Origin of the sequence: Micromonospora sp. NPDC018662 (genome assembly GCF_044391475.1) — a bacterium.
Lineage (GTDB): Bacteria > Actinomycetota > Actinomycetes > Mycobacteriales > Micromonosporaceae > Micromonospora.
In genome coordinates this window covers 304,991-330,779 of record NZ_JBISAC010000002.1, presented here as the reverse complement: position 1 = coordinate 330,779, position 25,789 = coordinate 304,991, and the positions used below count along the sequence as shown (strand labels likewise).

The 25,789-nt window shown below is 72.6% G+C and carries 25 protein-coding genes and 1 pseudogene; 10 read left to right on the top strand and 16 right to left on the bottom strand.

What is annotated here, in order from left to right:
* Positions 1-57: 57 nt before the first annotated feature.
* Entirely contained in the window at positions 58-834 is a 777-nt protein-coding gene (locus tag ACH495_RS06850; RefSeq protein ID WP_396856796.1) for a M23 family metallopeptidase, read from the bottom strand.
* Between the two features lie 261 nt (positions 835-1,095).
* Positions 1,096-1,812, bottom strand: coding sequence for a M23 family metallopeptidase (locus ACH495_RS06845; RefSeq protein WP_396856795.1), 717 nt, complete (start codon positions 1,810-1,812; stop codon positions 1,096-1,098).
* A gap of 386 nt (positions 1,813-2,198) precedes the next feature.
* Between ACH495_RS06845 and ACH495_RS06840 the strand changes: the two genes are divergently transcribed.
* The 3 genes from ACH495_RS06840 (at position 2,199) to sucD (ending at position 5,068) form a co-directional block, all read left to right on the top strand.
* Positions 2,199-2,603, top strand: a complete 405-nt coding sequence (locus ACH495_RS06840) for a cobalamin B12-binding domain-containing protein (RefSeq protein WP_396856794.1) — start codon at positions 2,199-2,201, stop codon at positions 2,601-2,603.
* Between the two features lie 395 nt (positions 2,604-2,998).
* Entirely contained in the window at positions 2,999-4,177 is a 1,179-nt protein-coding gene (gene sucC / locus ACH495_RS06835; RefSeq protein ID WP_396856793.1) for an ADP-forming succinate--CoA ligase subunit beta, read from the top strand.
* Between the two features lie 3 nt (positions 4,178-4,180).
* Entirely contained in the window at positions 4,181-5,068 is an 888-nt protein-coding gene (sucD, locus tag ACH495_RS06830; RefSeq protein ID WP_396856792.1) for a succinate--CoA ligase subunit alpha, read from the top strand.
* Positions 5,069-5,122: 54 nt separating this feature from the next.
* Here sucD and ACH495_RS06825 read toward each other — a convergent pair whose 3' ends face one another.
* On the bottom strand, positions 5,123-5,392 hold the full coding sequence (locus tag ACH495_RS06825; RefSeq protein WP_396856791.1) for a DUF4190 domain-containing protein: 270 nt from the start codon (positions 5,390-5,392) through the stop codon (positions 5,123-5,125).
* Between the two features lie 159 nt (positions 5,393-5,551).
* Here ACH495_RS06825 and ACH495_RS06820 point away from each other — a divergent pair, with 159 nt between their 5' ends.
* On the top strand, positions 5,552-6,874 hold the full coding sequence (locus tag ACH495_RS06820) for a DUF6350 family protein (protein ID WP_396856790.1): 1,323 nt from the start codon (positions 5,552-5,554) through the stop codon (positions 6,872-6,874).
* 126 nt (positions 6,875-7,000) lie between these two features.
* Here the strand turns inward: ACH495_RS06820 and ACH495_RS06815 are convergent, their stop codons facing one another.
* On the bottom strand, positions 7,001-7,552 hold the full coding sequence (locus ACH495_RS06815; RefSeq protein WP_396856789.1) for a DUF4190 domain-containing protein: 552 nt from the start codon (positions 7,550-7,552) through the stop codon (positions 7,001-7,003).
* Positions 7,553-7,587: 35 nt separating this feature from the next.
* Positions 7,588-7,887, bottom strand: coding sequence for a CD225/dispanin family protein (locus ACH495_RS06810; protein ID WP_396856788.1), 300 nt, complete (start codon positions 7,885-7,887; stop codon positions 7,588-7,590).
* Positions 7,888-8,064: 177 nt separating this feature from the next.
* Between ACH495_RS06810 and purN the strand changes: the two genes are divergently transcribed.
* The 3 genes from purN (at position 8,065) to ACH495_RS06795 (ending at position 11,119) form a co-directional block, all read left to right on the top strand.
* Positions 8,065-8,685, top strand: a complete 621-nt coding sequence (gene purN / locus ACH495_RS06805; RefSeq protein WP_396856787.1) for a phosphoribosylglycinamide formyltransferase — start codon at positions 8,065-8,067, stop codon at positions 8,683-8,685.
* Entirely contained in the window at positions 8,682-10,253 is a 1,572-nt protein-coding gene (gene purH, locus ACH495_RS06800; RefSeq protein ID WP_396856786.1) for a bifunctional phosphoribosylaminoimidazolecarboxamide formyltransferase/IMP cyclohydrolase, read from the top strand. Before purN ends, purH begins: the two co-directional genes overlap by 4 nt.
* A gap of 293 nt (positions 10,254-10,546) precedes the next feature.
* The gene (locus ACH495_RS06795) at positions 10,547-11,119 is read left to right on the top strand and encodes a hypothetical protein (RefSeq protein ID WP_396856785.1); all 573 of its coding nucleotides are present in this window, start codon (positions 10,547-10,549) and stop codon (positions 11,117-11,119) included.
* Between the two features lie 126 nt (positions 11,120-11,245).
* On the opposite strand, the gene ACH495_RS06790 is transcribed toward ACH495_RS06795, so the two are convergent.
* The 6 genes from ACH495_RS06790 to ACH495_RS06765 all read right to left on the bottom strand — a co-directional run bounded on the left by ACH495_RS06790 (position 11,246) and on the right by ACH495_RS06765 (position 17,041).
* Positions 11,246-12,274 (bottom strand): ABC transporter ATP-binding protein, encoded by a 1,029-nt coding sequence (locus tag ACH495_RS06790; RefSeq protein WP_396856784.1) that lies wholly within the window; start codon positions 12,272-12,274, stop codon positions 11,246-11,248.
* A complete protein-coding gene (locus ACH495_RS06785) occupies positions 12,258-13,277 on the bottom strand; it encodes an ABC transporter ATP-binding protein (protein WP_396856783.1) in 1,020 nt (339 codons plus the stop codon). Before ACH495_RS06785 ends, ACH495_RS06790 begins: the two co-directional genes overlap by 17 nt.
* A gap of 5 nt (positions 13,278-13,282) precedes the next feature.
* A complete protein-coding gene (locus ACH495_RS06780) occupies positions 13,283-14,239 on the bottom strand; it encodes an ABC transporter permease (protein WP_396856782.1) in 957 nt (318 codons plus the stop codon).
* Positions 14,232-15,170, bottom strand: a complete 939-nt coding sequence (locus tag ACH495_RS06775) for an ABC transporter permease (RefSeq protein ID WP_396856781.1) — start codon at positions 15,168-15,170, stop codon at positions 14,232-14,234. The genes ACH495_RS06780 and ACH495_RS06775 overlap by 8 nt, the downstream gene beginning before the upstream one ends.
* A gap of 90 nt (positions 15,171-15,260) precedes the next feature.
* Entirely contained in the window at positions 15,261-16,859 is a 1,599-nt protein-coding gene (locus tag ACH495_RS06770) for an ABC transporter substrate-binding protein (RefSeq protein ID WP_396856780.1), read from the bottom strand.
* Between the two features lie 17 nt (positions 16,860-16,876).
* Entirely contained in the window at positions 16,877-17,041 is a 165-nt protein-coding gene (locus tag ACH495_RS06765; protein ID WP_396856779.1) for a hypothetical protein, read from the bottom strand.
* A gap of 64 nt (positions 17,042-17,105) precedes the next feature.
* Between ACH495_RS06765 and ACH495_RS06760 the strand changes: the two genes are divergently transcribed.
* Both ACH495_RS06760 and mdh read left to right on the top strand, forming a co-directional pair.
* The gene (locus ACH495_RS06760) at positions 17,106-17,969 is read left to right on the top strand and encodes a bifunctional methylenetetrahydrofolate dehydrogenase/methenyltetrahydrofolate cyclohydrolase (protein ID WP_396856778.1); all 864 of its coding nucleotides are present in this window, start codon (positions 17,106-17,108) and stop codon (positions 17,967-17,969) included.
* A gap of 99 nt (positions 17,970-18,068) precedes the next feature.
* Positions 18,069-19,019, top strand: coding sequence for a malate dehydrogenase (gene mdh / locus ACH495_RS06755; RefSeq protein WP_396856777.1), 951 nt, complete (start codon positions 18,069-18,071; stop codon positions 19,017-19,019).
* A gap of 161 nt (positions 19,020-19,180) precedes the next feature.
* Here the strand turns inward: mdh and ACH495_RS06750 are convergent.
* A pseudogene (locus ACH495_RS06750) lies at positions 19,181-19,964 on the bottom strand (MBL fold metallo-hydrolase).
* 100 nt (positions 19,965-20,064) lie between these two features.
* On the opposite strand from ACH495_RS06750, the gene ACH495_RS06745 reads away from it, so the two are divergent.
* On the top strand, positions 20,065-21,282 hold the full coding sequence (locus ACH495_RS06745; RefSeq protein ID WP_396856776.1) for an NADP-dependent isocitrate dehydrogenase: 1,218 nt from the start codon (positions 20,065-20,067) through the stop codon (positions 21,280-21,282).
* Positions 21,283-21,535: 253 nt separating this feature from the next.
* Here the strand turns inward: ACH495_RS06745 and galT are convergent, their stop codons facing one another.
* From galT to ACH495_RS06725, 4 genes are all read right to left on the bottom strand, one after another.
* The gene (gene galT, locus ACH495_RS06740) at positions 21,536-22,609 is read right to left on the bottom strand and encodes a galactose-1-phosphate uridylyltransferase (RefSeq protein WP_396856775.1); all 1,074 of its coding nucleotides are present in this window, start codon (positions 22,607-22,609) and stop codon (positions 21,536-21,538) included.
* Positions 22,606-23,394, bottom strand: coding sequence for a DeoR/GlpR family DNA-binding transcription regulator (locus ACH495_RS06735; RefSeq protein WP_396856774.1), 789 nt, complete (start codon positions 23,392-23,394; stop codon positions 22,606-22,608). Before ACH495_RS06735 ends, galT begins: the two co-directional genes overlap by 4 nt.
* 144 nt (positions 23,395-23,538) lie before the next feature.
* Positions 23,539-25,068: an adenylyl-sulfate kinase gene (gene cysC, locus ACH495_RS06730; protein WP_396856773.1), complete on the bottom strand. Its 1,530-nt coding sequence runs from the start codon at positions 25,066-25,068 to the stop codon at positions 23,539-23,541.
* 113 nt (positions 25,069-25,181) lie between these two features.
* A complete protein-coding gene (locus tag ACH495_RS06725) occupies positions 25,182-25,739 on the bottom strand; it encodes a DM13 domain-containing protein (protein WP_396856772.1) in 558 nt (185 codons plus the stop codon).
* Between the last annotated feature and the right edge of the window lie 50 nt (positions 25,740-25,789).

The following is a 25,789-nucleotide window of genomic DNA, read 5'->3' as shown; positions in this document are numbered from 1 at the left end:
GGTCGGGGGCCCGGTCCGGCGTCACGCCGGGCCGGGCCCCTTTCCGTGTCGTGGGTGTCAGCAGGCCACGTCGATGCCCCGGGCGCGCAGGAACGGCGCCGGGTCGATCTGGTTCCACATGGCGCCCTTGTGCACCTCGAAGTGCAGGTGCGGGCCGGTGGCGTCACCGGTGGCGCCCTCGTAGCCGATGACCTGACCGGCCTCGACCTTGTCGCCGACGTCGACGAGCAGCCGGCTCTGGTGGGCGTAGTGGGTCAGGTAGCCGTTGTGGTGGTCGACGAAGACGGAGGTGCCGTAGCCGTCGCCGACGTCGCCGGCCTTGACCACCGTGCCGGACGCGGCGGCGCGGATCGGGGTGCCGGCGGGCATGGCGAAGTCGATGCCGGCGTGCAGCGTGCCCCACCGCTGCCCGAAGCAGGAGGTGATGTCGGCCCCCTTCATCGGGATGACCCAGCTCGGCTTCGGCGCGGCCTTCTTCTTCGTCGGCTTCTTCGTCGGCTTCGGCTTCGCGGTCTTCTTCGGCTTCGGGCTGGTCGCGCTGGGGCTGGGGGACGGGCTGGCCGGAGTCGCGGACGGGGTGACCGGGCGGGCCGACTCGCGGGCCGACCGGTCGGCGCGGGCGGCGGCCTCGGCGCGGGCCCGGGCGTCGAAGTCGACAGCGGCCGGCGCCGGGGCGGGACGGTCGTCGGTGGCGACCACGACGCCGCCGAGGCCGAGACCGAGCAGGGCCACCGCGCCGGTGACCAGGTACGCGGTCCGCCGGCCGGTGCGCCGGTGCCGGGCGGGGGCGTGGTCGCCGGTGGTGCCGTTCGAAGTGGGACTGCTGTGCTGCACGGGAACCTTCACCAGTTGAGGGGCACGTGGACCTGGAAATACTGGTGTCGGTTCGGAACTGCGCGGGTGGCGGCCTCGTGGTCCCGCCGGAGGCGTCGTCGGATCGTGTCCCCGATCGTGCCGACTGGGCGGTTCCCCGCAAGCGTCGATCATCGGGCGCTGTGGGCCCGCTCACATCCTGCGGTGTGACGGGGCAGACTTGCCGGAACGCGAAACCGCCCGGATCGCGGGATCCGGGCGGTTGTCGGGCGGTACGAAGCGTCAGGAGGCGGCTACGTCGCCGTAGAGTGCCTCGGTTTCGAGCTTGATGTCCACTCCGCGCTCCTGGAGGAACGTCACCGGGTCGCGCGGCTCGCCGTTGACATGGACCTCGAGGTGCAGGTGCGAGCCGTAGGAGTGGCCGGTGTTGCCGACCAGGCCGAGCTGGTCGCCGGCCTTGACCTCCTGGCCCTCCTTGACGGTCACCGCGGAGGAGTGGCCGTAGATGGCCTCGCTGCCGTCGGCGTGCCGGACGATCACGGCGTAGCCGTAGCCGCCGAACCAGCCGGCCTTGGTGACGGTGCCGGCGTGGACCGCCTTGTAGGGCGTGCCCTCCGGCGCGACCAGGTCGATGCCGGTGTGCAGCTTGCCCCAGCGCATGCCGTAGGGCGACTTGAAGTCGTAGCCGTGCAGGGGCAGGAGCCAGGGGTCCTGCTCGGTGGCGGCGGCGTCGCCCCCCGACCGGTCGTCGCGGGTGGCGCGGTCGGCGCTGTCGGCCCGGGCCGCGGCGTCCTGGCTGGCGACCGAGGCCTGCCGGAGCTCGTCGAGGACGGACGGGCTGACGCTCTTGGCGTCGGGGAGGGCGTTCGCGCCGAGGGCGACGATGCCGGCGCCGACGAAGGCGGTCGTGACGACCGCCGCGTAGCGGCTCCGCGGGGGGGTGGGTACGCGGCGACGACCGCGATATCGATCGGGCTCAGACGACAGGCGCTGGCGCACGCACACCCTCCGTTGTCGGGGATCCGATGCGACCTCGGACCGTTCGGTGAAGCTGGGCCGAACCTCCGGTGCCGCGTCGTCACCCGTCCGTGGACTTGATGACAACCGTGGACACGTTAGCCAACCGCCACTCCTGTCACAAGCCGAAGCGCCGAACCGGCGTTTCTTTATGTCCGTTTCCGTCCTAGCTTGTGATAGCTCGTGCCGCCGGTCGGATGGCCCGTCGACTGGCCTTTCGTCGCGGACCGTGACCATTCGGCGGAGGTGTCCGGCTTCCGGTGCGCCCGGCCGGGCGGTATGGCGCAGCCCGGGTTCCCGGCCCCGGTCCGATCGCGTTACCGTTCGTTCAGGTCAGCAGTGCCGGTGCCGGTGAAAGGTGTACGCAGATGAGCTCTCGGATTCGGGTCGTCGTCGCGAAGCCCGGCCTGGACGGCCACGACCGCGGCGCCAAGGTGGTCGCCCGCGCGCTGCGTGACGCGGGCATGGAGGTCATCTACACCGGCCTGCACCAGACCCCCGAGCAGATCGTCGAGACGGCGATCCAGGAGGACGCGGACGCGGTCGGCCTGTCGGTGCTCTCCGGCGCGCACATGACGCTGTTCAAGCGGGTCCTCGAGCTGCTCACCGAACGCGAGGCGGCCGACATCGTGGTCTTCGGCGGCGGCATCATCCCGGAGGCCGACATCCCGGAGCTGGCGCGGCTCGGGGTCGCGAAGATCTTCACCCCGGGCGCCACCACCGGGTCGATCGTCGACTGGGTGCGGGAGAACGTGGCCCAGCCGGTCGGCTGATTCCGGGCAGGGGGAGGGGCCGGACGCACCCCTCACACGCCCGGCCCCTCTATGCACGATGCCCCGCCGCCACCCCTCGACCGACAGGGCATCGGCCGCTCCCGTCATCGCGCTTGACCAGCGCTCCGACATCAGACTCAACGACGCCCCTGACCGGGGGTTACGCCCCGATCCGGACATCCCCCGGACGGCTGACGCCGCGCCCCGCGTCCCGCGTCCCGGCGACGACGGTTGTGCATTACCGCACACCCCGCACCCGCTCGGTTGCCGCCGGTTCCCATCTCGTTAGGCTGCGGCAAATGGCCTGTCTGTTCTGATGACAGGCGTCAAACTGATTTTCCAACGCTGGTGGCGGCGCGACGGCGCGCCGCGGAGACGGGACGGGACGCGCAATCGTGGACCTGTACGAGTACCAGGGGCGGGACCTGTTCGAGCGGCACGGTTTGCCAGTGCTCGCCGGCGGCGTCGCCACTACCCCGGAGGAGGCCCGCGCGATCGCCGAACGCCTCGGCGGCCGGGTGGTCGTCAAGGCGCAGGTGAAGGTCGGTGGCCGCGGCAAGGCCGGCGGCGTGAAGCTGGCCGAGGGCGCGGAGGAGACGGTGGCCCGTGCCACCGACATCCTCGGCATGGACATCAAGGGTCACACGGTCCACAAGGTCATGATCACGGTGACCGCGGACGTGGCCGAGGAGTACTACTTCTCGTACCTGCTCGACCGGGCGAACCGCACCTTCCTCTGCATCGCCAGCGTCGCCGGCGGCATGGACATCGAGGCGGTCGCCGCCGAGACCCCCGAGAAGGTCGTCAAGGCGCCGATCGACGCGAACACCGGCGTGGACGAGGCCAAGGCGCGCGAGATCGTCACCGCCGCCGGCTTCCCGGCCGAGGTCGCCGACCAGATCGTCGACGTCGCGGTCGGGCTGTGGCAGGCGTTCGTCGCCGAGGACGCCACCCTGGTCGAGGTGAACCCGCTGGCCACCACGAAGGACGGCAAGCTGCTGCTCCTGGACGCCAAGGTGACGCTGGACGAGAACGCCGGGTTCCGGCACCCGGACCACGAGGCCCTGGTCGACCAGGCGTCGGTGGACCCGCTGGAGCAGGCCGCCAAGTCCAAGGACCTCAACTACGTCAAGCTCGACGGCGAGGTCGGCATCATCGGCAACGGCGCGGGCCTGGTCATGTCCACGCTCGACGTGGTCGCGTACGCCGGTGAGCGGCACGGCGGCGTCAAGCCGGCCAACTTCCTCGACATCGGCGGCGGCGCGAGCGCCGAGGTGATGGCGAACGGCCTGGAGATCGTCCTCTCCGACCCGTCGGTGAAGAGCGTCTTCGTCAACGTGTTCGGCGGCATCACCTCCTGCGACGCGGTCGCCAACGGCATCGTGCAGGCGCTGGCGCTGCTGGAGCAGCGTGGCGAGAAGGCCACCAAGCCGCTCGTGGTCCGCCTCGACGGCAACAACGCCGAGGCCGGTCGGGCCATCCTCGACGGCGCGGCGAACCCGCTCATCCAGCGGGTCGACACCATGGACGGCGCGGCCGAGCGGGCCGCCGAGCTGGCAGCTGCGGGGGTGTAGACAATGGCTATCTGGCTGACCAAGGACTCCAAGGTCATCGTGCAGGGCATGACCGGTTCCGAGGGTTCCAAGCACACCCGGCGGATGCTCGCCGCCGGCACCACGGTGGTCGGCGGCGTGAACCCGCGCAAGGCCGGCACCACCGTCGACTTCGACGGCACCGAGCTGCCGGTCTTCGCCTCCGTCGCGGACGCGATGAAGGAGACCGGGGCCGACGTCACTGTCATCTTCGTGCCGCCGCAGTTCACCAAGGCCGCCGTGGTCGAGGCGATCGACGCCGGCATCGACCTGGCCGTGGTGATCACCGAGGGCGTGCCGGTGCACGACACCGCCGCGTTCTGGGCGTACAACGTCGCCAAGGGTGAGCGGACCCGCATCATCGGCCCGAACTGCCCCGGTATCGCCTCGCCGGGCGCCTCCAACGCCGGCATCATCCCGGCCGACATCACCGGCGCCGGCCGGATCGGCCTGGTCAGCAAGAGCGGCACGCTGACCTACCAGATGATGTACGAGCTGCGCGACATCGGTTTCTCCACCTGCGTCGGCATCGGCGGTGACCCGATCATCGGCACCACCCACATCGACGCGCTGGCCGCCTTCGAGGCGGACCCGGAGACCGACGCGATCGTCATGATCGGTGAGATCGGCGGCGACGCCGAGGAACGGGCGGCCGAGTTCATCAAGGCCAACGTCACCAAGCCGGTGGTCGGCTACATCGCCGGCTTCACCGCCCCGCCCGGCAAGACCATGGGTCACGCCGGCGCGATCATCTCCGGCTCGGCTGGCACCGCCGACGCCAAGAAGGCGGCGCTGGAGGCGGTCGGCGTCAAGGTCGGCAAGACCCCGACCGAGACCGCCGAGCTGATGCGGAAGCTCATGTCCGGCCGCTGAGCGGCCGCGCGACGTGCCGAGGGGGTCGACCGGTTCCGGTCGGCCCCCTCACGCTCAGCGGTACCAGTACGGGTAGTAGTAGCTGCCCCGGGCCCGCACGATGGCGCTGGCGACGATGTTGACCACACCGAACGCGATGGCCAGCCAGCCGAGCAGTTGCGACCTGCCGTTGCGTCGGGCGTCCCGGATCGACAACCAGCCGAAGACGATGCCCAGGATGCCGCAGCAGAACAGGCCGAACACGATGCCGAGGACGCCCCAGAGCGTGCTCCGGTCCCGACCGGCGGCCGGTGGCGGCGGGGGCGGCGGATACGGAGCGTTCACGGCTTCCTCCGAGCGGTCGGTGCCGCGACGGGAACGGTCGCGTCTCAAGCCGAGGCTAGACCGGATCACCGCCGCTGATCCGCGGGTTCGGCGAACTCGCCGCGGTCCCGGGCCGGTATCGGACTGCCGTCCTCGGCGTGGCGTGCCAGAGTAGACGCGATGTCACGTGTCACCCCTGACCAGCCGCGCCCGGCCGCTGGCCCCACCACCGGCGCCCGGCCGCGCGGCCGGGCCCGCCCCGCCGCGCGCGTGCCCGCGCCCCGGCCGGGTGAGCCGTCGCGCAGCCGGGCCCCGCTGCCCGTGGCCGCCGGGGTGGCCGCGCTCTGGGCCGCACTGACCTCCCTGCTGCCGGTCGTCGTGGTGCTCGGCCTCGCCCAGCTCACCGAGGACGCCGGCTCGCTCGGCGGCGCGCTGCGCGCCGGCCTGGCCGGCTGGCTGCTCGGGCACGGGGTGCCGTTGCAGACCGCCGCCGGGCCGCTCGGCCTGGCGCCGCTCGCGCTGAGCGTGCTCGTCGTCTGGCGGCTCACCCGCGCCGGGGTGCACGTCAGCCGGGCCGTGGGTGCCCGCGGCGCCGGCTCGCCCCGGCAGGCGCTCGCCGTCGCGGTCGCGGTCGCCATCGGGTACGCGCTGGTCGGCGCGCTCGCCGCGGTGGCGGTCGGCACGGGCGGGGTCCGCGTCTCCCCGGTCACCGCCGCCGCGACGTTCGCCGCGTTCGCCGCCCCGGCGGCACTCGTCGGCGCGCTGCGCACCACCGGCGTCTGGGCACTGCTGGCCCGGCGGTGCCCGCCCGCGGTTCGCGACGGGTTGCGCGCCGGCCTGGTCGCGGCGCTGCTGCTGTTCGGCGCGAGTGCCGGCGCGGCCGGGCTGGCGGTGGCCACCGGCGGTGGCGACGCGGCCGACATGATCGGGGCGTACCGGACCGGGGTGGCCGGTCAGGCGGGCATCACGCTGGTCAGTCTCGCGTACGCGCCGAACGCCGCCGCCTGGTCGGCCAGCTACCTGCTCGGTCCCGGGTTCGCGGTCGGCACGGACACCGCGGTCCGCACCAGCGAGGTGTCGGTCGGCGCGTTGCCGGCCGTGCCGTTGCTCGCCGGCCTGCCGCGCGGCCCGGTGGACGGGCTGGGGGCCGGGCTGCTCGCGGTGCCGGTGCTGGTGGCGATGGCGGCCGGCTGGCTGTTGGCGCGGCGACTGTTGCGGGCGGCGGCCGAGGACCGTGCCGAGGTCGGGTGGTCGGCGCTGCTGGTCCCGGCCGTGCTCGCCGGGCCGGTCGCCGGGGTGTTGCTGGGCCTGGTCGCGGCGGCCTCGGGCGGGCCGCTCGGCGGTGGTCGGCTGGCCGAGATCGGTCCGGCGCCCTGGCCGGTGGCCGCCGTGGCCACGCTGGTGGTCGCCGTGGGCACGGCGCTCGGCGCCGCCGCCACCCGCACGCTCGCGCCCCGACCCGCCCCGCCGCCCTCTCCCCGAGCCACCACCACCCCGCGCTGAGCCGCCGCACCGTGCTGCCGCGCTGATGTTCCGCTGGGGGCCGTTTCCTACCAAGATCTCGTGAGGCGTGCCGGCGGACGCGCGAGGGGCGCCCGGCAACCGCCGGACGCCCCTCGTCGGAGCCGGTCAGGAACCGAAGTTGCCCATGTTGATCGCGGCGCCGGCGATGGCGCTGATGATGCCGACGACCACACCGACGCCACCGCAGATCAGGGCGGCCTTGGCCTGGCCCGGGTTGCTGGCCTCGCCCGCCTGGACCTTCTTCTGGCCCAGCACGCCGAGCACCACACCGGCGATGCCGGCCGGGACGCCCAGCAGCGGGCAGCAGAGGCCGAGCACGATCGAGGCGATGCCGACGATCATGCCGATCAGGCCCATGGTGTTGTTCTGGCCCTGGCCCTGGCCGGGGCCGGCCGGGTAGCCGGCGGCCGGGTACTGCGGCGCGGCGCCGTACGGCTGCTGCGCGTACGGGTCCTGGCCGTAGGGCTGACCGGAGGTGGGCTGGCCGTAGGGCTGGCCCGAGGTCGGCTGCCCGTAGTCCGGCTGCTGCCCGTACTGCGGCTGCTGGCCGTACTGCGGGGCCTGCGGCGGCGGGGCGTACGGGTCGTGCGGCTGGGCGGTCGGGTCCTGGTTCGGCTGGTGGCCGTACGGGTCCTGTCCGGGGTATCCGGGCTGCATGTCGGGAAGCTCCTCAGGTTGGGGTCGGCTGTCGGTCAGTTCGTGCCGGTGCTGCCGCCGACGAGAGTCGCCAGGCCACCGAACAGGCAACACACCACAATGATGCCGATCAGGACCAGGCCCACGATCAGGGCCCACTTGGACCACTTCCTGGACTCGGCGGCGGCGGCCTGCGCGCCGGCGTAGTCACCCTGCTGGATCAGGGGGTTGACCTTGGACGCGTTGATGATCGCCGGGATCGCGAGCGGCCAGCACAGGAAGATCGCGACGATGGACATCGTCATGTTGTTGTCGATCTGCTGCGGCGGCTGCTGCTGGGGGTATCCGGGCTGCACGGGGTGACTCCTAAGGCCGGCGGCACGGCGGCGTGCCGATTCTCTTCTGGTGCGGGTCGGGCGTACGCCGGACACCGGGCGACCGGCAGCGTACCGCGACCCTGCGACCGGGGAGATCATCCGACAAGCCGCCGCCCGACAGCCGGACCGCCCGGCCTGCCCGATAGGGTTGCCGGCGTGACCGAGCCCGCGTCCGTCGCCCGCCTCGTCGTCCTCGTCTCCGGCTCCGGCAGCAACCTCCAAGCGCTGCTGGACGCCGCCACCGACCCCGGCTACGGGGCCCGGGTGGTGGCCGTGGGCGCCGACCGGGACGGGATCGCCGGCCTGGACCGGGCCGCCGCGGCCGGCGTGCCGTCCTTCGTCGAGCGGGTCAAGGACCACCCCACCCGGGCCGACTGGGACAAGGCGCTCACGGCCCGGGTCGCCGAGCACCGGCCCGACCTGGTGATCAGCGCGGGGTTCCTGAAGCTGGTCGGGCCGGAGTTCCTGGCCGCGTTCGGTGACCGCTACCTGAACACGCACAACACGCTGCTGCCGGCGTTCCCCGGCATCCACGGCCCCCGGGACGCGCTGGCGTATGGCGTGAAGGTCACCGGGGCCACGCTGTTCTTCGTCGACGCCGGGATGGACACCGGCCCGATCGTCGCCCAGGTCGCCGTACCGGTGCTCGACGACGACGACGAGGAGACGCTCACCGAGCGCATCAAGTCCGCCGAGCGGCGCCAGCTCGTCGAGCAGGTCGGCCGCCTGGTTCGTGAGGGTTGGACGATCACCGGCAGAAAGGTCACTGTTCCGTGAGCACCATCGAGGAAGGCCGCCGCCCGATCCGGCGCGCGTTGGTCAGCGTGTACGACAAGACCGGCCTGGTCGAGCTGGCCCGGGCCCTGCACGAGGCCGGCGTGGAGATCGTCTCGACCGGCAGCACCGCGTCGACGATCGCCGACGCCGGCGTCCCGGTCACCCCGGTCGAGCAGGTCACCGGCTCCCCGGAGATCCTCGACGGCCGGGTGAAGACGCTGCACCCGAAGATCCACGGCGGTCTCCTCGCCGACCTGCGCAAGGACGCGCACGCCACTCAGCTCGACGAGCACGGCATCACCGGCATCGACCTGCTGGTCTCCAACCTCTACCCGTTCCAGGCCACTGTCGCCTCCGGCGCCGACGCCGACGAGTGCGTCGAGCAGATCGACATCGGCGGTCCGGCGATGGTGCGGGCGGCCGCGAAGAACCACGCCTCGGTGGCGGTGGTGACGGACCCGTCCGCGTACCCGGCGGTGGCGGCCGCGCTCGCCGACGGCGGTTTCACGCTGACCCGGCGTCGCGCGCTGGCGGCCCGGGCGTTCGCCGACATCGCCGACTACGACGTGGCGGTGGCCGACTGGTTCGCGAGCACGGTGGCGCCGGCCGAGGACGGTGGGCCGGAGTTCGCCGGGCTGGCGCTGCGCCGCCAGGCCGTGCTGCGTTACGGCGAGAACCCGCACCAGGCGGCGGCGCTCTACGTCGACCCGGGCGCGCCGGCCGGCCTGGCCCAGGCCGAGCAGCTGCACGGCAAGGAGATGTCCTACAACAACTACGTCGACGCGGACGCCGCCTGGCGGGCCGCGCACGACTTCGCGGACCAGCCGGCGGTGGCGATCATCAAGCACGCCAACCCGTGCGGCATCGCGATCGGCGCGGACGTGGCCGAGGCGCACCGCAAGGCGCACGCCTGCGACCCGGTCTCCGCGTTCGGCGGCGTGATCGCGGTCAACCGGCCGGTGAGCGCGGAGCTGGCCGGTCAGGTCGCGGAGATCTTCACCGAGGTGCTGGTGGCGCCCGACTTCGACGAGGGCGCGTTGGAGCTGCTGCGGGCCAAGAAGAACATCCGCCTGCTGCGGGCGCCCGCGTTCGTCCCGCAGCCGACGGAGTGGCGGCAGGTCAGCGGCGGCGTGCTGGTGCAGGCCCGGGACGCGGTCGACGCGCCCGGCGACGACCCGTCCGGCTGGACGCTGGCCACCGGCGATCCGGCCGACGCCGAGACGCTGCGCGACCTCGCGTTCGCCTGGCGGGCGGTCCGCGCGGTGAAGAGCAACGCGATCCTGCTGGCCCGCGACGGCGCCACCGTCGGTGTCGGGATGGGGCAGGTCAACCGCGTCGACTCGGCGCGGCTGGCGGTCAGCCGGGCCGGCGACGAGCGGGCCCGTGGCTCGGTCTGCGCCTCGGACGCGTTCTTCCCCTTCGCCGACGGCCCGCAGATCCTCATCGACGCCGGCATCCGGGCGATCGTGCAGCCCGGTGGCTCGATCCGCGACGAGGAGACCATCGCGGCCTGCAAGACGGCCGGGGTGACCCTGTACCTCACCGGTACCCGGCACTTCTTCCACTAGGTCTGCACCTCGCCGGCCGGCTACCGTGCGTGACCCCGGCGAAGAAGTAATCGAATCAGAGCGGTATACCTCAGAGTCATAAATATGCCTCTGAGGTATACCGCTTCACGCACCTCAATGCCGCTGGCCCCGACACGCCGGAAAGCCGGTGGCGGAACGCACCGGACCCGGGCGGCCCGCCGTCCGCACGTCCGGCCGTGTTCCGTTGCCGGCCGCCGTGGGCGGTTGCTAGCGTGTGCCCGGCGACGATCGATCGACCGTCTCCGCTGTTCCGGAGCCCCGGCAGGTGTGCCATGCGCGTGCGCGACCGGTTGACCGCCGTCGTCGTCACGCTGGCGTTCGCCCTGACCGCCTTCGGCCCGCCCCTCACCGTCACCGCCGCGCCGGTCGCCGTCGGGCCGGCCACCGTCACCGCCGCGCCGGTCGCCGTCGGGCCGGCCACCGTCACCGCCGCGCCGGTCGCCGTCGGGCCGGCCACCGTCACCGCCGCGCCGGTCACCGCCGCGCCGGTCACCGCCGCGCCGGTCACCGCCGCACCGGTCACCGCCGGGCCGGCCACCGTCACCGCCGCGCCGGTCGCCGAGGTCGCTCCTTCCGCGGCCGGACCCGCCTGCCGTACCAGCACGCGGGCCGACGCGCGGCGCCCCGCGTACCCGCAACGGTTGTGGGCCCAGGTCGCCAGCGGGTCCCGGGGGCCCGACCCCGGCGGCGTCGCCTACGGCGACGGACCGGACGACCCGGTCCCGGTCGCGCTGCCAGGGGTGGGCGCCCCGGTCGTGGCGGCGCGGGGCGTGCCCGGCCACGAGCGCCCGGCCGGTCCGCCGCCGCGTGGCATGCGCGCCGCGCGGGCCCCGCCCGTCGCCTGACCGCACCGGAACCGCCGCGTCGACTCGGCGGTCCCACCGCGAGCCTCATCACCCACGGGCCGTGCGCCTCACGCCGCCCGATGATCTCGGCTGAGCCCCGCCCCCACTTCCTCCGGGGGGCGGGGCTCAGACGTCCGGGCGTACCTCGGCGAAGTGGCAGGCCGACGGATGCGGGTCGGCGGCGCGGGGCACGGTCTGCGGGTCCTGGACGGCGCAGACCTCCTCGGCCTTCCAGCACCGGGTGCGGAACCGGCAGCCCGACGGCGGGTCGGCCGGGCTGGGCACGTCGCCGCTGAGCCGGATGATGGTCCGCCGGTCGCGGGCCTCCGGGTCGGGCACCGGCACCGCCGAGAGCAACGCCTGGGTGTACGGGTGGGTGGCGCGCTGGTAGATCTGCTCCTCGGTGCCGATCTCCACGATCCGGCCCAGGTACATCACCGCCACCCGGTCGCAGATGTGCCGGACCACCGACAGGTCGTGCGCGATGAAGATGTACGACAGCCCGAACTCGTCCTGGAGCTGCGCCAACAGGTTGATCACCTGGGCCTGGATGGAGACGTCGAGCGCGGACACCGGCTCGTCGCAGACGATGATCTCCGGGCGCAGCGCGAGCGCGCGGGCGATGCCGATGCGCTGCCGCTGGCCGCCGGAGAACTGGTGCGGGTAGCGGTTGATGTGCTCCGGGTTGAGCCCGACCACGTCCAGCAGCTCCTGCACCCGCTGCCGCCGACTGCCCCTCGGGGCGGCGTCCGGGTGGATGGCGAACGGCTCGCCGATGATGTCGCCGACCGTCATCCGCGGGTTGAGCGAGGTGTACGGGTCCTGCATCACCATCTGCATGTTCCGCCGCAGCCGGCGCAGCTCCCCGCCGGACGCCTGGAACAGGTCCCGCCCCTCCAGCGTGGCCCGGCCGGCGGTCGGCGTCTCCAGCCGCATGAGCAGCCGGGCCAGCGTGGACTTGCCGCAGCCGGACTCGCCGACCACGCCGAGCGTCTCGCCGCGACGCAACTCGAAGCTCACCCCGTCGACCGCCCGCACCGCGCCGATCTGCCGCTTGAACAGCACCCCCTGGGTGATCGGGAAGTGCTTGACCAGCTCGTCGACCGCGAGGATGGTCTCGCCGCGGACCTTGGCCGGGCTAGCGGGCGCGGTCATCGTGCACCTCCTGCGCGAAGTGGCACGCGCTGGTCCGGCCGTCGCCGAGGACCAGGTCGTGCGGCACCTCGTCCGCGCAGACCTGTCGCGCGTACGGGCAGCGGGGGTGGAACGGGCAGCCGGACGGGATGCGCATCAGGTTCGGCGGCAGGCCCCGGATCGTCGCCAGCGCCTGGCCGCGCAGGTCGAGCCGGGGAATCGACTCCAGCAACCCCTTGGTGTACGGGTGGGCCGGCGCCCGGTACAGCGCGCGCACGTCGGCGTGCTCGACGATGCGGCCGGCGTACATGACAGCGATCCGGTCCGCCACGCCGGCGACCACGCCGAGGTCGTGGGTGATCAGGATGAGTGCCATGCCGAGGTCCCGGCGCAGGTCGGCCAGGAGGTCCATGATCTGGGCCTGCACGGTGACGTCGAGCGCGGTGGTGGGCTCGTCGGCGATCAGCACCTTCGGGTCCAGCGCCAGCGCCATGGCGATCATGACGCGTTGCCGCATCCCGCCGGAGAACTGGTGCGGGTAGTCGCCGAGGCGCTTCGCCGCGGCCGGGATCCGGACCAGGTCCATCAGCTCGACCGTGCGCCGGCGCGCGTCGGCGCGGGACAGCCCGGCCCGCTGCCGCAGCGACTCGCCGATCTGCCAGCCCACCGGGAAGACCGGGTTCAACGCGGAGAGCGCGTCCTGGAAGATCATCGCGATCTCCGTGCCCCGGATCTGCCGGCGCTCCTCCTCCGACCGGGTGAGCAGGTCCCGCCCCCGGTAGCGGATCTCACCGCCGCGCACGTACGCGGGCGGGGTGTCCAGGATGCCCATGATCGCCTGGGCGGTGACCGACTTGCCGGAGCCCGACTCGCCGAGTACGGCCAGCGTCTCGCCGGCGTCCAGGTGGTACGTCACCCCGTTGATCACCCGGGCCACGCCCTCCCGGGTACGGAACTCCACGTGCAGGTCCCGCACCTCCAACAGGTGCCCGTCGGGCGGGGTGGGGGAGGCAGGCGTCGGCATGGGTCTCACCGCAGCTTCGGGTCGAAGGCGTCGCGGACCGCGTCGCCGAGCATGATGAAGGCGAGCACGGTCAGCGCCAGGAAGACCGACGGCACGATCAGCGGCGTGGCCGACTCGCGCATGTGCACCCGGCCGGCGTCGATGTCGATGCCCCAGGAGATGGTCGGCGCCTTCAGCCCGATGCCGAGGAAGCTCAGCGTCGCCTCGGCCGCGATGAACGACCCGAGCGCGATGGTGAGCACCACGATGGCCGGCGCGAGCGCGTTCGGCAGGATGTGCCGCCACATGATCCGGCCGTCGCCGGCGCCCAGCATCCGGGCCGCCGCCACGTAGTCCTGTTCGCGGGCGGTGATCACCGAGGAGCGCACCACGCGGGCCGCGGTGGTCCAGCCGAGCAGCGCCAGCACCAGGATGACCGCGAACAGGCGTACCGTCTCACCGCTGGTGCTGACGCGCTTGAGCAGCACGATCGCGGCCAGCAGCAGCGGGATGCCGAGCACGATGTCGATCACCCGGGAGAGCACCGCGTCGACCCAGCCGCCGAAGAAGCCGGCGAGCATGCCGACGACCAGCGCGATCACGCCGGTGATCAGCGCCGAGAACGCGCCGACCAGCAGTGACGCGCGGGCCCCGTAGACCGCCCGGGCGAACGTGTCGCAGCCCTGGAAGTCGTACCCGAAGATGGCCCCGCCGGACGGCCCGGCGTGCTGCCGGGAGAGCACGCAGTCGCGCGGGTCGTTGGCGGTGAACAGCCCGGGGGCGACCGCCATCGCGGCGACCAGCACGACCAGCAGCAGGCTGAGCCAGAAGACCGGGTTTCGGCGCAGGTCCCGCCAGGCGTCGCCGGCCAGGCTGCGGGATCTGCCCGGCCGGCCGGCCCGGTCCGGGGTGCCGGGCTCGCCGGAGACGCCGCGCCGCGCCGACTGGTCCTCCGTCGCCGCCACCGTCTCGAAGTCACTCATATCTGATCCTCGGGTCGAGTACGGCGTAGAGCACGTCCACCACCAGGTTGGACAGCAGGTAGACCACGACCAGCACGCTGACGATGCCCACCACCAGCGGGCCGTCCTCGGTGCGGATGCCGCGGAACAGGTTGAAGCCGACGCCGGGGATGTTGAACACGCCCTCGGTGATGATCGCGCCGCTCATCAGGTTGCCCAGTTCGACGCCGAGGAACGTGACCACCGGGATGAGCGAGTTGCGCAGCACGTGCACGCCGACGATCCGGCGGCGTACCAGGCCCTTCGACCGGGCGGTGCGCACGTAGTCGGCGCGCAGGTTCTCCGACACCGACGTGCGGGTCAGCCGCAGTGCGGTGGCCAGCGACAGCGAGCCGAGCACGATGCCGGGCAGCAGCAGCGCCCACAGCGACGGCTGGGCGCCGGCGGTGGGCGGGAAGATCGGCCAGCGTACGCCGAGGAAGTACTGCGCCAGCGGGGCCAGCACGATGGTGGGGATACCGAGGACCAGCAGCGTGAGCACGAGCGTCGCGTGGTCGAAGACGCCGGCCCGCCGGATTCCGGCGATCACCCCGGCGGTGACGCCGACTCCGATGGTCACGGCCATCGCGATCACCGCCAGTTTCACGGTGACCGGCCAGGCGGCGGCGAGGATGTCGCCGATCTGCCGGCCGGTGAGCGACTGGCCGAGGTCACCGCGGAGCAGGCCGCCCAGGTAGTTGAGGTAGCGGTAGAAGAAGCCGCCGATCCCGGTCGCGTCCAGGTGGTACTTCTCGGTCAGGTAGGCGCGCTGGGCGGCGGTGACCGGTCGTTCCCCGGCGAGCGCCTGGATCGGGTCGCCCTGCCCGGCGAACATCAACGCGTAGACGATCAGCGTGGTCCCGAAGAAGGCGAGGACCATCTGGAGCAGTCGCCGCAGGATGAACCGGAACATGCCTGCGAGTCTGCCGAAGATGGGGCAAATGCGGGCCAATGCCAGGGCCGGGCCACCCGGTGGGGGTGGCCCGGCCCTGTCGGGGGTGGGTCAGGCGCGTTCGATCTTCAGCAGGTCCACCCGGTCGAAGAGGTCCACGTGGACGTTCTTGACCTTGGTCGAGTGGCCGAAGTTGTTCTGCCCGTACCGCAGCGGGATCACCGGCAGGTCCTGCGCGAGCAGGTCCTCCGCCGCCTGGTACTTCTTGACCGCCTCGTCCTGGGTCGCCGCGCGGGCGCCCTCGGCGAGCAGCTTGTCGAACTCCGGGTTGGAGTAGCCGTAGTAGTTCGACGAGCCGTTGGTGCTGTACAGCGGGCCCAGGTAGTTCTCCATGGACGGGTAGTCCATCACCCAGCCCATCCGGAACAGGCCGACCGGCTGCTTCTGCTTCAGCTTGGTCAGCAGGTCGGCGAACTTCGGCTCGGCGGTGCCCACGCACTCCACGCCCAGGTTGGCCTTGAGCTGGTTGCAGGTGGCGTCGATCCAGTCCTTGTGGCCGCCGTCGCCGTTGTAGGACAGCTCGATCTTCTTCGGGCCGCCCGCGGCCTCGTACATCGCCTTGGCCTTGGCCGGGTCGAACGCCCCGGCGGTGCCGATGGTGTTCTCCCGGTAGCCCGCGACCACCGGCGAGACGAACGAGCGGGCCGGCTGCTGCGAGTCCTTGAAGATCGACTTGGTGATCTCGTCCCGGTCGATCGCCATCGAGATGGCCTTGCGCACCTCGGGCTTGGCGAACTCCTTCTGGAACGTCGGGAACGCCAGCACCTGGAGCGACGACGCCGGGCTCTGCTGGAACCGGTCGCCGAGGTCGGTGGCGGCGGTCGACAGGTTCTCGGTCGGAATCGTCTTGATCACGTCGAGGTTGTCCGACAGCACGTCCGCGTACGCGGCGGTCGGCTGCTGGTAGATCCGGAACTCGACGCCGCCGACCTTGGGCTGCTGGCCCGGGAACGCGTCGTACTTCTGCACCTCGACCTTGGCGTCGTGCTGCCAGTTGCCCTTCATCTTGAACGGGCCCTGGCCGATCGGCGCCTGCTCGAACCCTTCGGCCAGCACGCCCGGCGCGGAGAAGGCCGCCTTCGGCAGCGGGTAGAACGCGGTGTAGCCGAGCATGGTCCGGAAGTCCACGTACGGCTCGGTGAGCGTCACGGTGAACGTCAGGTCGTCGACCTTCTTCAGGCCGCTCAGCGTCTCCGCCTTCGGCTTCTCGCCCTGGAGGTCCTGGTAGCCGGCGATCTTCTCGAAGAAGTAGCTGGAGTTCTGGCCGTTCGGTGCGTACGCGCCGTAGTTCCAGGCGTCCAGGTAGTTGTCGGCGGTGACCTTCTCGCCGTTGTGGAACGTGTAGCCGGGCTTCAGCTTGATCGTCCAGACCTTGTTGTCCGACGACGTCACCGACTCGGCCGCCACCTCGTGCGGCTTGTTCGCCTCGTCGTAGTCGACCAGCGGACTGAACAGGGCGGACAACACCTGCGAGCCACTTGTCTCGTTGGTGTTGGTCGGCACCAGGTGCTGCGGCTCGGCGATCTCGATCCGCACGGCCGCGTCGGGGTCGCTTGCGCCGCCGCTGCCGCCGCCGGAGCCGCAGGCCGTCAGACCCAGGGTCACCGCGAGCGGGAGCGCGGTCCAGGCCGCGAGCCTACGAACACGCATGGACTCTCCTCATCTCCTCACGCTGCGCGGTCGGCCCGACGCTGGGTGACGCTGCGCAACGAGCCGTAACGGTAGGTCGTGCTGCGGCGGATCGACAACGAATACGTAGCGAGCAGGTAACGGAACGTGCCGTCGAGTCCCGTTTCGGCCCACGACCAATCACTCTCAGTGATGGAAAGCACGTCGCGGAGCGTGATCGGCGGCCGTCGCCGTCCGGCTCGGCGGGGAACGTGAGACGATCACGGCGTGACGGCGACGATCCTGGACGGCAAGGCCACCGCGGCAGAGATCAAGGACGAGCTGCGAGCGCGGGTGAAGGCGCTCGCGGAGCGCGGCATCACCCCCGGGCTCGGCACGGTCCTGGTCGGGGAGGACCCCGGCTCCCAGGCGTACGTCAACGGCAAGCACCGCGACTGCGCCGAGGTCGGCATCGCCTCGCTGCGGGTCACGCTGCCGGCCGACGCCACCCAGGAGCAGCTCGACGCGGCGCTCGCCGAGCTGAACGCGGACCCGGCCTGCCACGGCTACATCGTCCAGCTCCCGCTCCCGGCCCACCTGGACACCCAGCGGGCGCTGGAGTCGATCGACCCGGACAAGGACGCCGACGGCCTGCACCCGGTCAACCTGGGCCGGCTCGTGCTCGGCTACGACGCCCCGCTGCCCTGCACCCCGCGCGGCATCGTCGAGCTGCTGCGCCGGCACGACGTGCCGCTGCGCGGCGCGAACGTCGCCGTGGTCGGTCGCGGCAACACGGTCGGTCGCCCGCTCGGCCTGCTGCTCACCCGGCGCAGCGAGAACGCCACCGTGACGCTCTGCCACACCGGCACGCTCGACCTCGCCGCGCACACCCGCGCCGCCGACGTCGTCATCGTCGCCGCCGGCGTGCCCGGGCTGCTCACCGCCGACATGATCACCCCCGGCGCGACAGTGGTGGACGTCGGCATCACCCGGGTGATCGGCGACGACGGCAAGGGGCGCTACACCGGTGACGTCGACCCGGAGGTGGCCGAGGTGGCCGGCAAGGTCGTGCCGATGCCCGGCGGCGTCGGCCCGATGACCCGCGCCATGCTGCTCACCAACGTGGTCGAGCGCGCCGAGCGGGACGGCTGACCACCCAGACAGGTCATAACCGTCCGCCCCTGACCGGATCAGTGCCAGGATGGCTGATACGGTCCGGGAAACCGACTGGTATCAGGGAGTGGGACGACCATGGGTAAGAAGGTCACTGTCGTCGGGGCCGGCTTCTACGGCTCCACCACCGCACAGCGCCTGGCCGAGTACGACGTCTTCGACACCGTCGTCATCACCGACATCGTGGAGGGCAAGCCGGCGGGTCTCGCGCTGGACCTCAACCAGTCGCGGCCGGTCGAGGGCTTCGAGACCACGATCGTCGGCGTCACCACCGGCCCGAACGGCGAGGGCTACGAGGCCATCGAGGGCTCGGACGTGGTCGTCATCACCGCCGGCCTGCCCCGCAAGCCGGGCATGAGCCGGATGGACCTGCTGGAGACCAACGCCAAGATCGTTCGCCAGGTCTCCGAGAACGTCGCCAAGTACGCCCCGAACGCCGTCGTCATCGTGGTGTCGAACCCGCTCGACGAGATGACCGCGCTGGCCCAGATCGCCACGCAGTTCCCGAAGAACCGGGTGCTCGGCCAGGCCGGCATGCTCGACACCGCCCGGTTCACCAACTTCGTCGCCGAGGCGCTGAGCGTACCGGTGAAGTCGGTCCGGACCCTGACGCTCGGCTCGCACGGCGACACCATGGTCCCGGTGCCGTCCAAGAGCACCGTGAACGGCAAGCCGCTGCGCGACGTCATGCCGGCCGAGCAGATCGAGGAGCTGGTCGTCAAGACCCGCAACGGTGGCGCCGAGGTGGTCGCGCTGCTCAAGACCGGTTCCGCCTACTACGCCCCGTCCGCCGCCGCGGCCCGGATGGCGAAGGCCGTGGCCGAGGACTCCGGCGACGTCATGCCGGTCTGCGCCTGGGTCGACGGCGAGTACGGCATCTCCGGCGTCTACCTGGGCGTCGAGGCCGAGATCGGCGCGCAGGGCGTGAAGCGGGTCGTCGAGACCGAGTTGGACGCCGACGAGCTGGCCGCCCTGAAGGAGGCCGCCGAGGCCGTCCGCGCCAAGCAGGGCGACATCGCGTCGCTGTGACCTGAGCACCACCCGCCGAGGGGCGGCCGGCGTTCCGCCGGCCGCCCCTCGCGGCGTCCCACCTACCCAACCCCCACCCCACGCGCGCAGATTCACGGAAAGAGTGGCCATTCTCCCCGGGAGAGCCACTCTTTCCGTGAATCTGCGGGCGGTGGGGGTTGTCAGGGGTGGGGGGTGAAGGGGGTGCCCAGGTGGGGGGTGGCCAGGAGGAGGGGGGAGAGGGTCGACAGGACGCGCTCGCGGGTTCGCCGGGCTTCGGCCGGGTCCTCGTCGTGGGCGTAGGGGAGCGCCGGGTCGAGCAACTGGATCGTGTGCACCAGGACGTCGCCGGTGACCAGGAGGCGGTCGTCGCCGGCCTCGACCAGCACGGACTGGTGACCGGGGGTGTGGCCGGGCGTGCTCAGCACGCGTACCCCGGGGGTGAGGTTCGTGTCGCCGTCGGCCACCCGCAGCCGGCCGTCGGCGCGCAACGGCCCGAGCAGCCGGGCCGGCAGTTGCGGGTGGAACAGCTCCAGCGCGGTCAGCTCGGCGCGCTGCACCAGGTGGTCCGCGTTCGCCGAAGAGCGGCCCCGCCCAGCCGACGTGGTCGCTGTGCAGGTGGGTGAGCACCACCGTGCGGACGTCCGCCGGGTCGATGCCGGCGGCGGCCAGCTCGGCCGGTAGCCGGCCGGGCACCGGCGCCCAGCTCGCGGCCGGCGCGTCCGCCGGGCCGATGCCGGCGTCGACCAGGGTGACCGGCCCGTCACCGGTACGCAGCGCGAACGCGCGGAACGGCAGCCACCAGCCGCCGTCCGGCCCGACCGCGTCCGGGTCCCGTCGGTCCGCCTCGCGCCACCGGGCTCCGCCGGCGCCGGGGAACGCCTCCTCGCGCGGCCGGAAGAAGGAGCCCGCTCCGTCGAGCAACGAGGTGACCGTGATAGACCCGAGCGTGTGCGTCAGCGGCATCCGGGAAGGATGTCACCGCGAGGCCGGCTGGGGCGCCCCGGGCGGTTTCCAGTACGCTCGTACTGCTTGAGCACGTGTCCCCCGAGAGGAGCGCCGGCCGATGGCGAAGATCAAGGTAAACAACCCGGTCGTGGAGATCGACGGCGACGAGATGACCCGGATCATCTGGAAGCAGATCCGGGAGCAGCTGATCCTGCCGTACCTCGACGTCGACCTGCACTACTACGACCTGTCGATCCAGTACCGCGACGAGACCGACGACCAGGTCACCGTCGACGCCGCCAACGCCATCAAGGAGCACGGCGTCGGCGTCAAGTGCGCCACCATCACCCCCGACGAGGCCCGGGTGGAGGAGTTCGGCCTGAAGAAGATGTGGCGGTCGCCGAACGGCACCATCCGCAACATCCTCGGCGGCGTGGTCTTCCGCGAGCCGATCATCATGTCGAACGTGCCGCGGCTCGTCCCGGGCTGGACCAAGCCGATCATCATCGGCCGGCACGCGCACGGCGACCAGTACAAGGCCACCGACTTCGTCGTCCCCGGCCCGGGCAAGGTCACCATCACGTACGCCCCGGCCGACGGCTCCGCGCCGATGGAGATGGAGGTCGCCAACTTCCCCGGCGGCGGCATCGCCATGGGCATGTACAACTTCGACGAGTCGATCCGGGACTTCGCCCGCGCCTCGTTCCGGTACGGCCTGGACCGCAACTACCCGGTCTACATGTCGACCAAGAACACCATCCTCAAGGCGTACGACGGCCGGTTCAAGGACATCTTCGCCGAGGTGTTCGAGGCCGAGTTCAAGGCCGAGTTCGACGCCGCCGGCCTCACCTACGAGCACCGGCTGATCGACGACATGGTCGCCGCCGCGCTCAAGTGGGAGGGCGGCTACGTCTGGGCCTGCAAGAACTACGACGGTGACGTGCAGTCCGACACCGTGGCGCAGGGCTTCGGCTCGCTCGGCCTGATGACCTCGGTGCTGCTCTCCCCGGACGGCCGCACCGTCGAGGCCGAGGCCGCCCACGGCACGGTCACCCGGCACTACCGGCAGTACCAGAAGGGCGAGAAGACCTCGACCAACCCGATCGCCTCGATCTACGCCTGGACCCGGGGCCTGGCCCACCGGGGCAAGCTGGACGGCACCCCGGCGGTCACCGAGTTCGCCAACACGCTGGAGCAGGTCATCGTGGAGACCGTCGAGGGCGGCCAGATGACCAAGGACCTCGCGCTGCTCATCTCGCGGGACGCCCCGTGGCTGACCACCGACGAGTTCATGAACGCGCTCGACGAGAACCTGGCCCGCAAGCTCGCGGCCTGAGCACCCGCCCCGATCACGACGGAGCCCGCCGGTACGCGCCGGCGGGCTCCGTCGTGTCCGGGACGAGCGTCACCGGTGCCCGGCCGGGCTCGTTGTACCGGGTGGACGCGATGCCAGTCCCGTCCACCCGTCCCTTCCCTGCGGGGGGCCCGATTCTCCGGGCCCCCCGCGCCCTGTTTCCGGGCGCGGGTGACCAGAGGTGTTAACAAGGGGCCCCGCCTCTACCGAAGGCGTTAAGAAGGGGCCCCGCCTTTCACGCGGCGCGCAGGAGTTCGGCGGCCCGCTCGGGGGCGATGTCGTTGATGAACACGCCCATGCCGGACTCCGAACCGGCGAGATACTTCAGCTTGTCCTTCGCCCGCCGGATGGTGAACAGCTGCAGGTGCAGGTGGCCCAGCTCCCGGTCGACGTGCACCGGCGCCTGGTGCCACGCCGCGATGTAGGGCATGGGCAGGTCGAACAGCCCGTCGAAGCGGCGCAGCAGGTCCAGGTAGAGCGGGCCGAAGGCGTCCCGCTCGGCGTCGTCCAGCGCCGGGATGTCCGGCACCGGCCGGTGCGGGGCCACGTGCACCTCGAACGGCCAACGAGCCGCCGCCGGCACGTACGCGGTCCAGTGCTCGTTGCTCGTCACCACCCGGTCGCCGGCGGCCCGTTCGGCGGCCAGCACGTCGGCGTAGAGGTTGCCGCCGGTGCGCTCGGCGTGCCGCCGGGCGGCGGCCAGCAGGCTCCGGGTCCGTGGCGTGACGAACGGGTACGCGTAGATCTGGCCGTGCGGGTGGTGCAGCGTCACCCCGATCTCCACGCCCCGGTTCTCGAACGGGAACACCTGCTCCACGCCGGGCAGCGCGCTCAGCGCGGTGGTGCGGTCGGCCAGCGCGTCCAGCACGGTCCGCACCCGGCCGGGGGAGAGGCGGGCGAACGACGCGTTGTGGTCGTCGGTGAAGCAGACCACCTCGCACCGGCCGAGCCCCGGGCGGACCGGGGTGAACGGCGTGATCTCGGCCGGCTCCTCGGCGACCCGCTGGCTCAGCGACGGGAACCGGTTCTCGAAGACGACCACGTCGTAGTCCGGCGCCGGGATCTCGCTGTGCCGGTCGCCGCGGGACGGGCAGAGCGGGCACTGGTCGGCCGGGGGCAGGAACGTGCGGGTCTGCCGGTGCACCGCCACCGCCACCCACTCGTCGGTCAGCGGGTCGTGCCGCAGTTGCGAGGCGGGCGGCGGCGGGGGCAGGTCCCGCCGGTCCGGCTGGTCGCGCACCGCGTCGTCCCGCTCGTCGAAGTAGATCAGCTCACGGCCGTCGGCCAGCTCGATCTGCGTACGCTTCACTCCGCCCCCTCCGTCGCCGGCACCGTCACCAGCTCACCCACCCTGTCCTCGAGTACCCGTCGTGCGTCGGGTGTCAACCGGTCGTCGGTGACCAGCACGTCCGCCGCGTCCAGGGCGACGATCGACGAGATGCCGACAGTGCCCCACTTGGTGTGGTCGGCGAGCACCACCAGCCCGTCGGCGGCCGCCACCAGCGCGCGGTTCGTGTCGGCCTCCATCAGGTTGGGCGTGGTGAACCCGGCCCGCTCGCTGATCCCGTGCACGCCGAGGAAGAGCAGGTCCAGGTGGAGCGCGGCGATCGCGGCCACGGCCAGCGGGCCGACCAGCGCGTCCGACGGGGTGCGGACCCCGCCGGTGAGCACCACGGTCTGGTCCGGCCGGCCGCCGACGTGCAGGATCTCGGCCACCGGCAGCGAGTTGGTGACCACCGTCAGGCCGGGCACGTCCACCAGCCGGCGGGCCAGCGCGGCGGTGGTGGTGCCGGCGGAGAGCGCGATCGCGGCGCCGGGGCGGACCAGCCGGGCGGCGTGGTCGGCGATGGCGGCCTTCTCGGCGGACTGGCGGACCGACTTGGCCCGGAAGCCGGGCTCGTCGGTCGAGCCGGGCCCGGCCAGCGTCGCCCCGCCGTGGACCTTGGCGAGCAGACCCTGGTCGTGCAGCGTTTCCAGGTCCCGTCGGATGGTCATGTCCGACACGCCGAACTCGGCGGCCAGTTCGGTGACCCGGACCCCGCCGGCGGCACGGACCCGCTCCAGGATGACGGTCTGCCGCTGTCGCGCCAGCATTCCCGGTCACCTCCCGAGCCGTCTTGCACCGCGAACGCGGTCGAACGTGTTCCAACAAAGACGAACACTACCGGTCGGCCTGGGCGGACGCGACACCGCCGCCGTCCCGGGGCGGGACGGCGGCGGTCGAGGTATCCCCGCCGGTCAGGCCGGTGGCAGGCGCGGCTCCACCCAGCCGGTCTCGATGAGGTGCTCCAGCACCCGCTGAACCGCCTCCTCGACGGTCAGGTCCGAGGTGTCCACCACCAGGTCGGCGTCGGTGGGCTCCTCGTACGGGTCGTCGATGCCGGTCATGCCGGTGAGCAGGCCGGCCCGGGCGCGGGCGTAGAGGCCCTTGCGGTCGCGCTGCTCACAGACCGCCAGCGGCGTCGCCACGTGCACCAGCAGGAAGCCCGCGCCGGCCGCCTGCGCCATCTCCCGGGCGGTCGCGCGGGCCGCCGCGTACGGCGCGATCGGGCAGCAGATGCCGACCCCCCGGTGCCGGGCGATCTCGGCGGCCACCCAGCCGATCCGGCGTACGTTCAGGTCGCGGTCGGCCTTGCTGAAGCCCAGCCCGGCCGAGAGCTCCCGCCGCACCACGTCGCCGTCGAGCAGCGTGATGGTCCGGTCGCCCTGCTCCCGGAGCACGTCGGCGAGACTCCGGGCGATGGTCGACTTGCCCGAGCCGGAGAGACCGGTCAGGAAGATCACCAGACCGCGGTGCCGCCGGGGCGGCCGGGCCCGGGCCAGCTCCCGCGCCACCGCGGGCGGGGTGTGCCACTCGGGCAGCGGGAAACCCCGGTCGAGCAGGTCGTCGATCTCGTCCTGGCTGAGCGCCAGCCGGCGGTTGCGCGGCGGGATGTCCTCCCGCCAGCGCCACTGCCCGTCCCGGTTGTCGTACGCCAGCTCGCGCGGCACCAGCACCCGCAGGCCGGCGCCGGAGAGCATGCCCTCGGTGGAGAGCAGATGGGTCACGCCGTACGCGGCGGCGACCCGCGCCCGCAGCAACGCGTCACTGATCTCGTCGCTGCGCCGCGCCAGCGGCACCGCCACCAGCGTCGCCGGCGGCATCCGGTCGCGGGCCGCGAACACGCTGCGCACCAGCGCCTCGGCGGGCAGCTCACCGCTCGACTCCTCGCCCACCGGGATCAGCACCAGCAGGTGCGCGCCGAGCGTCCGGGCCGCGTGCGCGATCTGGGCCAGCTGCGGGCGGTGCAGCGCCCGGTCGGCGAACACGCCGAGCACCCGGCCCGGCGGCAGCAGCCCGCGTACCTCGTCCGGGCTGCGCCGCAACCGCTGGAACGGCCCGTGACCGCCGTCGCCGAGCCGGCGTACCGCGCCGCCCACCCCGACCGTGCCCTCGCGGGCCGGCCAGACGTCGACCACGTCCATGGCCGCGACCGGCGCGCCCTCGCCGTCGGTGAGCACCAGCGCCCGGCGCGCCGGGTCGGCCAGCTCCAGCCCGTCGGCGAGCGTCGCCGGCACCTGGAGCGTCACCGGCACCGGCCACGACGTGCCGTCGGCGAGCCGGCCACGCCGGCCCAGCGAGGCCAGGTCCGCCCGGGTCATGAAACCGCTCAACGGCGCGTACGCCCCGGTCAGCAACAACTCGAGATCGGCCAGCTCAGCGGGTCTTGGCGCGTACGACGGCGCATCCCGCAGCACATCCTCGGGCAGGATCCACCCGTTGCTCATCGAACCCCCAACTCGCCGGCCGGCACACAGTTTCGCAGCCCACCGGCGATCGGTCGAGAGCGCCACTCCACCTCCCGGCCACCCACGGGTCGGCCGGGGGTCGCCGGGCGGGTTCAGCCGGCGGCCGTCAGCGCCGCCGCGCCGAACGAGACGGCGAACCGCTCGCACCAGATGGAGACGCTGGTCAGCCCGGCGAGATCGGTTCCGGCGGGGATCGCGTACGCCTGATCGCCCCGGTTTCCCTTGAGCGGGCCGAGCGCCACGTGCCGCCCGTCGTCGAAGACGCGCCACCCGGACGGCCCGGTCCGAACCGGCTGGTCGGTCAGCCAGACCTGAAGATCCGGACCGTTGGAGGTGTCCAGCCCGACCAGCTCCAGCCGGTGCCGCCCGTCGGCGGTGCGGACGATCCGGGCGGCGCCCCGGGTGTCGTGCTCGTGGCTGACGAACTCGCCGCTGCCGAGCAGCACCGGGCCGGCGGGCGTCGGCGCGGGCGTGGCCGGGCCCGACGGCGCGACCGACGCCGTGGACGGCACCGCCACCAGTTCCTCGTGCACCTCGGTGTCGGTGACCAGCTTCCAGGGCTGGAACCAGTACAGCGCGGTCGCCGCCCCGACCACGAGGACGGTGACGACGACCCAGGTCGACGGGGCACGCAGCAGGCGCATCGGCATGCGTCGAGTCTCCCGGGGCCGGGCGCGGCGGTCACCGGTCCGGCCGCTTA

Coding starts and splice junctions, on each gene's coding strand:
- ACH495_RS06745 (WP_396856776.1), top strand. CDS start 20,065: ATGGCGAAGATCAAGGTAAACAACCCGGTCGTGGAGATCGACGGCGAC.
- sucD (WP_396856792.1), top strand. CDS start 4,181: ATGGCTATCTGGCTGACCAAGGACTCCAAGGTCATCGTGCAGGGCATG.
- cysC (WP_396856773.1), bottom strand. CDS start 25,068: ATGAGCAACGGGTGGATCCTGCCCGAGGATGTGCTGCGGGATGCGCCG.
- ACH495_RS06770 (WP_396856780.1), bottom strand. CDS start 16,859: ATGCGTGTTCGTAGGCTCGCGGCCTGGACCGCGCTCCCGCTCGCGGTG.
- mdh (WP_396856777.1), top strand. CDS start 18,069: ATGGGTAAGAAGGTCACTGTCGTCGGGGCCGGCTTCTACGGCTCCACC.
- ACH495_RS06840 (WP_396856794.1), top strand. CDS start 2,199: ATGAGCTCTCGGATTCGGGTCGTCGTCGCGAAGCCCGGCCTGGACGGC.
- ACH495_RS06735 (WP_396856774.1), bottom strand. CDS start 23,394: ATGCTGGCGCGACAGCGGCAGACCGTCATCCTGGAGCGGGTCCGTGCC.
- ACH495_RS06725 (WP_396856772.1), bottom strand. CDS start 25,739: ATGCCGATGCGCCTGCTGCGTGCCCCGTCGACCTGGGTCGTCGTCACC.
- ACH495_RS06780 (WP_396856782.1), bottom strand. CDS start 14,239: ATGAGTGACTTCGAGACGGTGGCGGCGACGGAGGACCAGTCGGCGCGG.
- ACH495_RS06795 (WP_396856785.1), top strand. CDS start 10,547: ATGCGCGTGCGCGACCGGTTGACCGCCGTCGTCGTCACGCTGGCGTTC.
- ACH495_RS06820 (WP_396856790.1), top strand. CDS start 5,552: ATGTCACGTGTCACCCCTGACCAGCCGCGCCCGGCCGCTGGCCCCACC.
- ACH495_RS06785 (WP_396856783.1), bottom strand. CDS start 13,277: ATGCCGACGCCTGCCTCCCCCACCCCGCCCGACGGGCACCTGTTGGAG.
- ACH495_RS06790 (WP_396856784.1), bottom strand. CDS start 12,274: ATGACCGCGCCCGCTAGCCCGGCCAAGGTCCGCGGCGAGACCATCCTC.
- ACH495_RS06815 (WP_396856789.1), bottom strand. CDS start 7,552: ATGCAGCCCGGATACCCCGGACAGGACCCGTACGGCCACCAGCCGAAC.
- ACH495_RS06775 (WP_396856781.1), bottom strand. CDS start 15,170: ATGTTCCGGTTCATCCTGCGGCGACTGCTCCAGATGGTCCTCGCCTTC.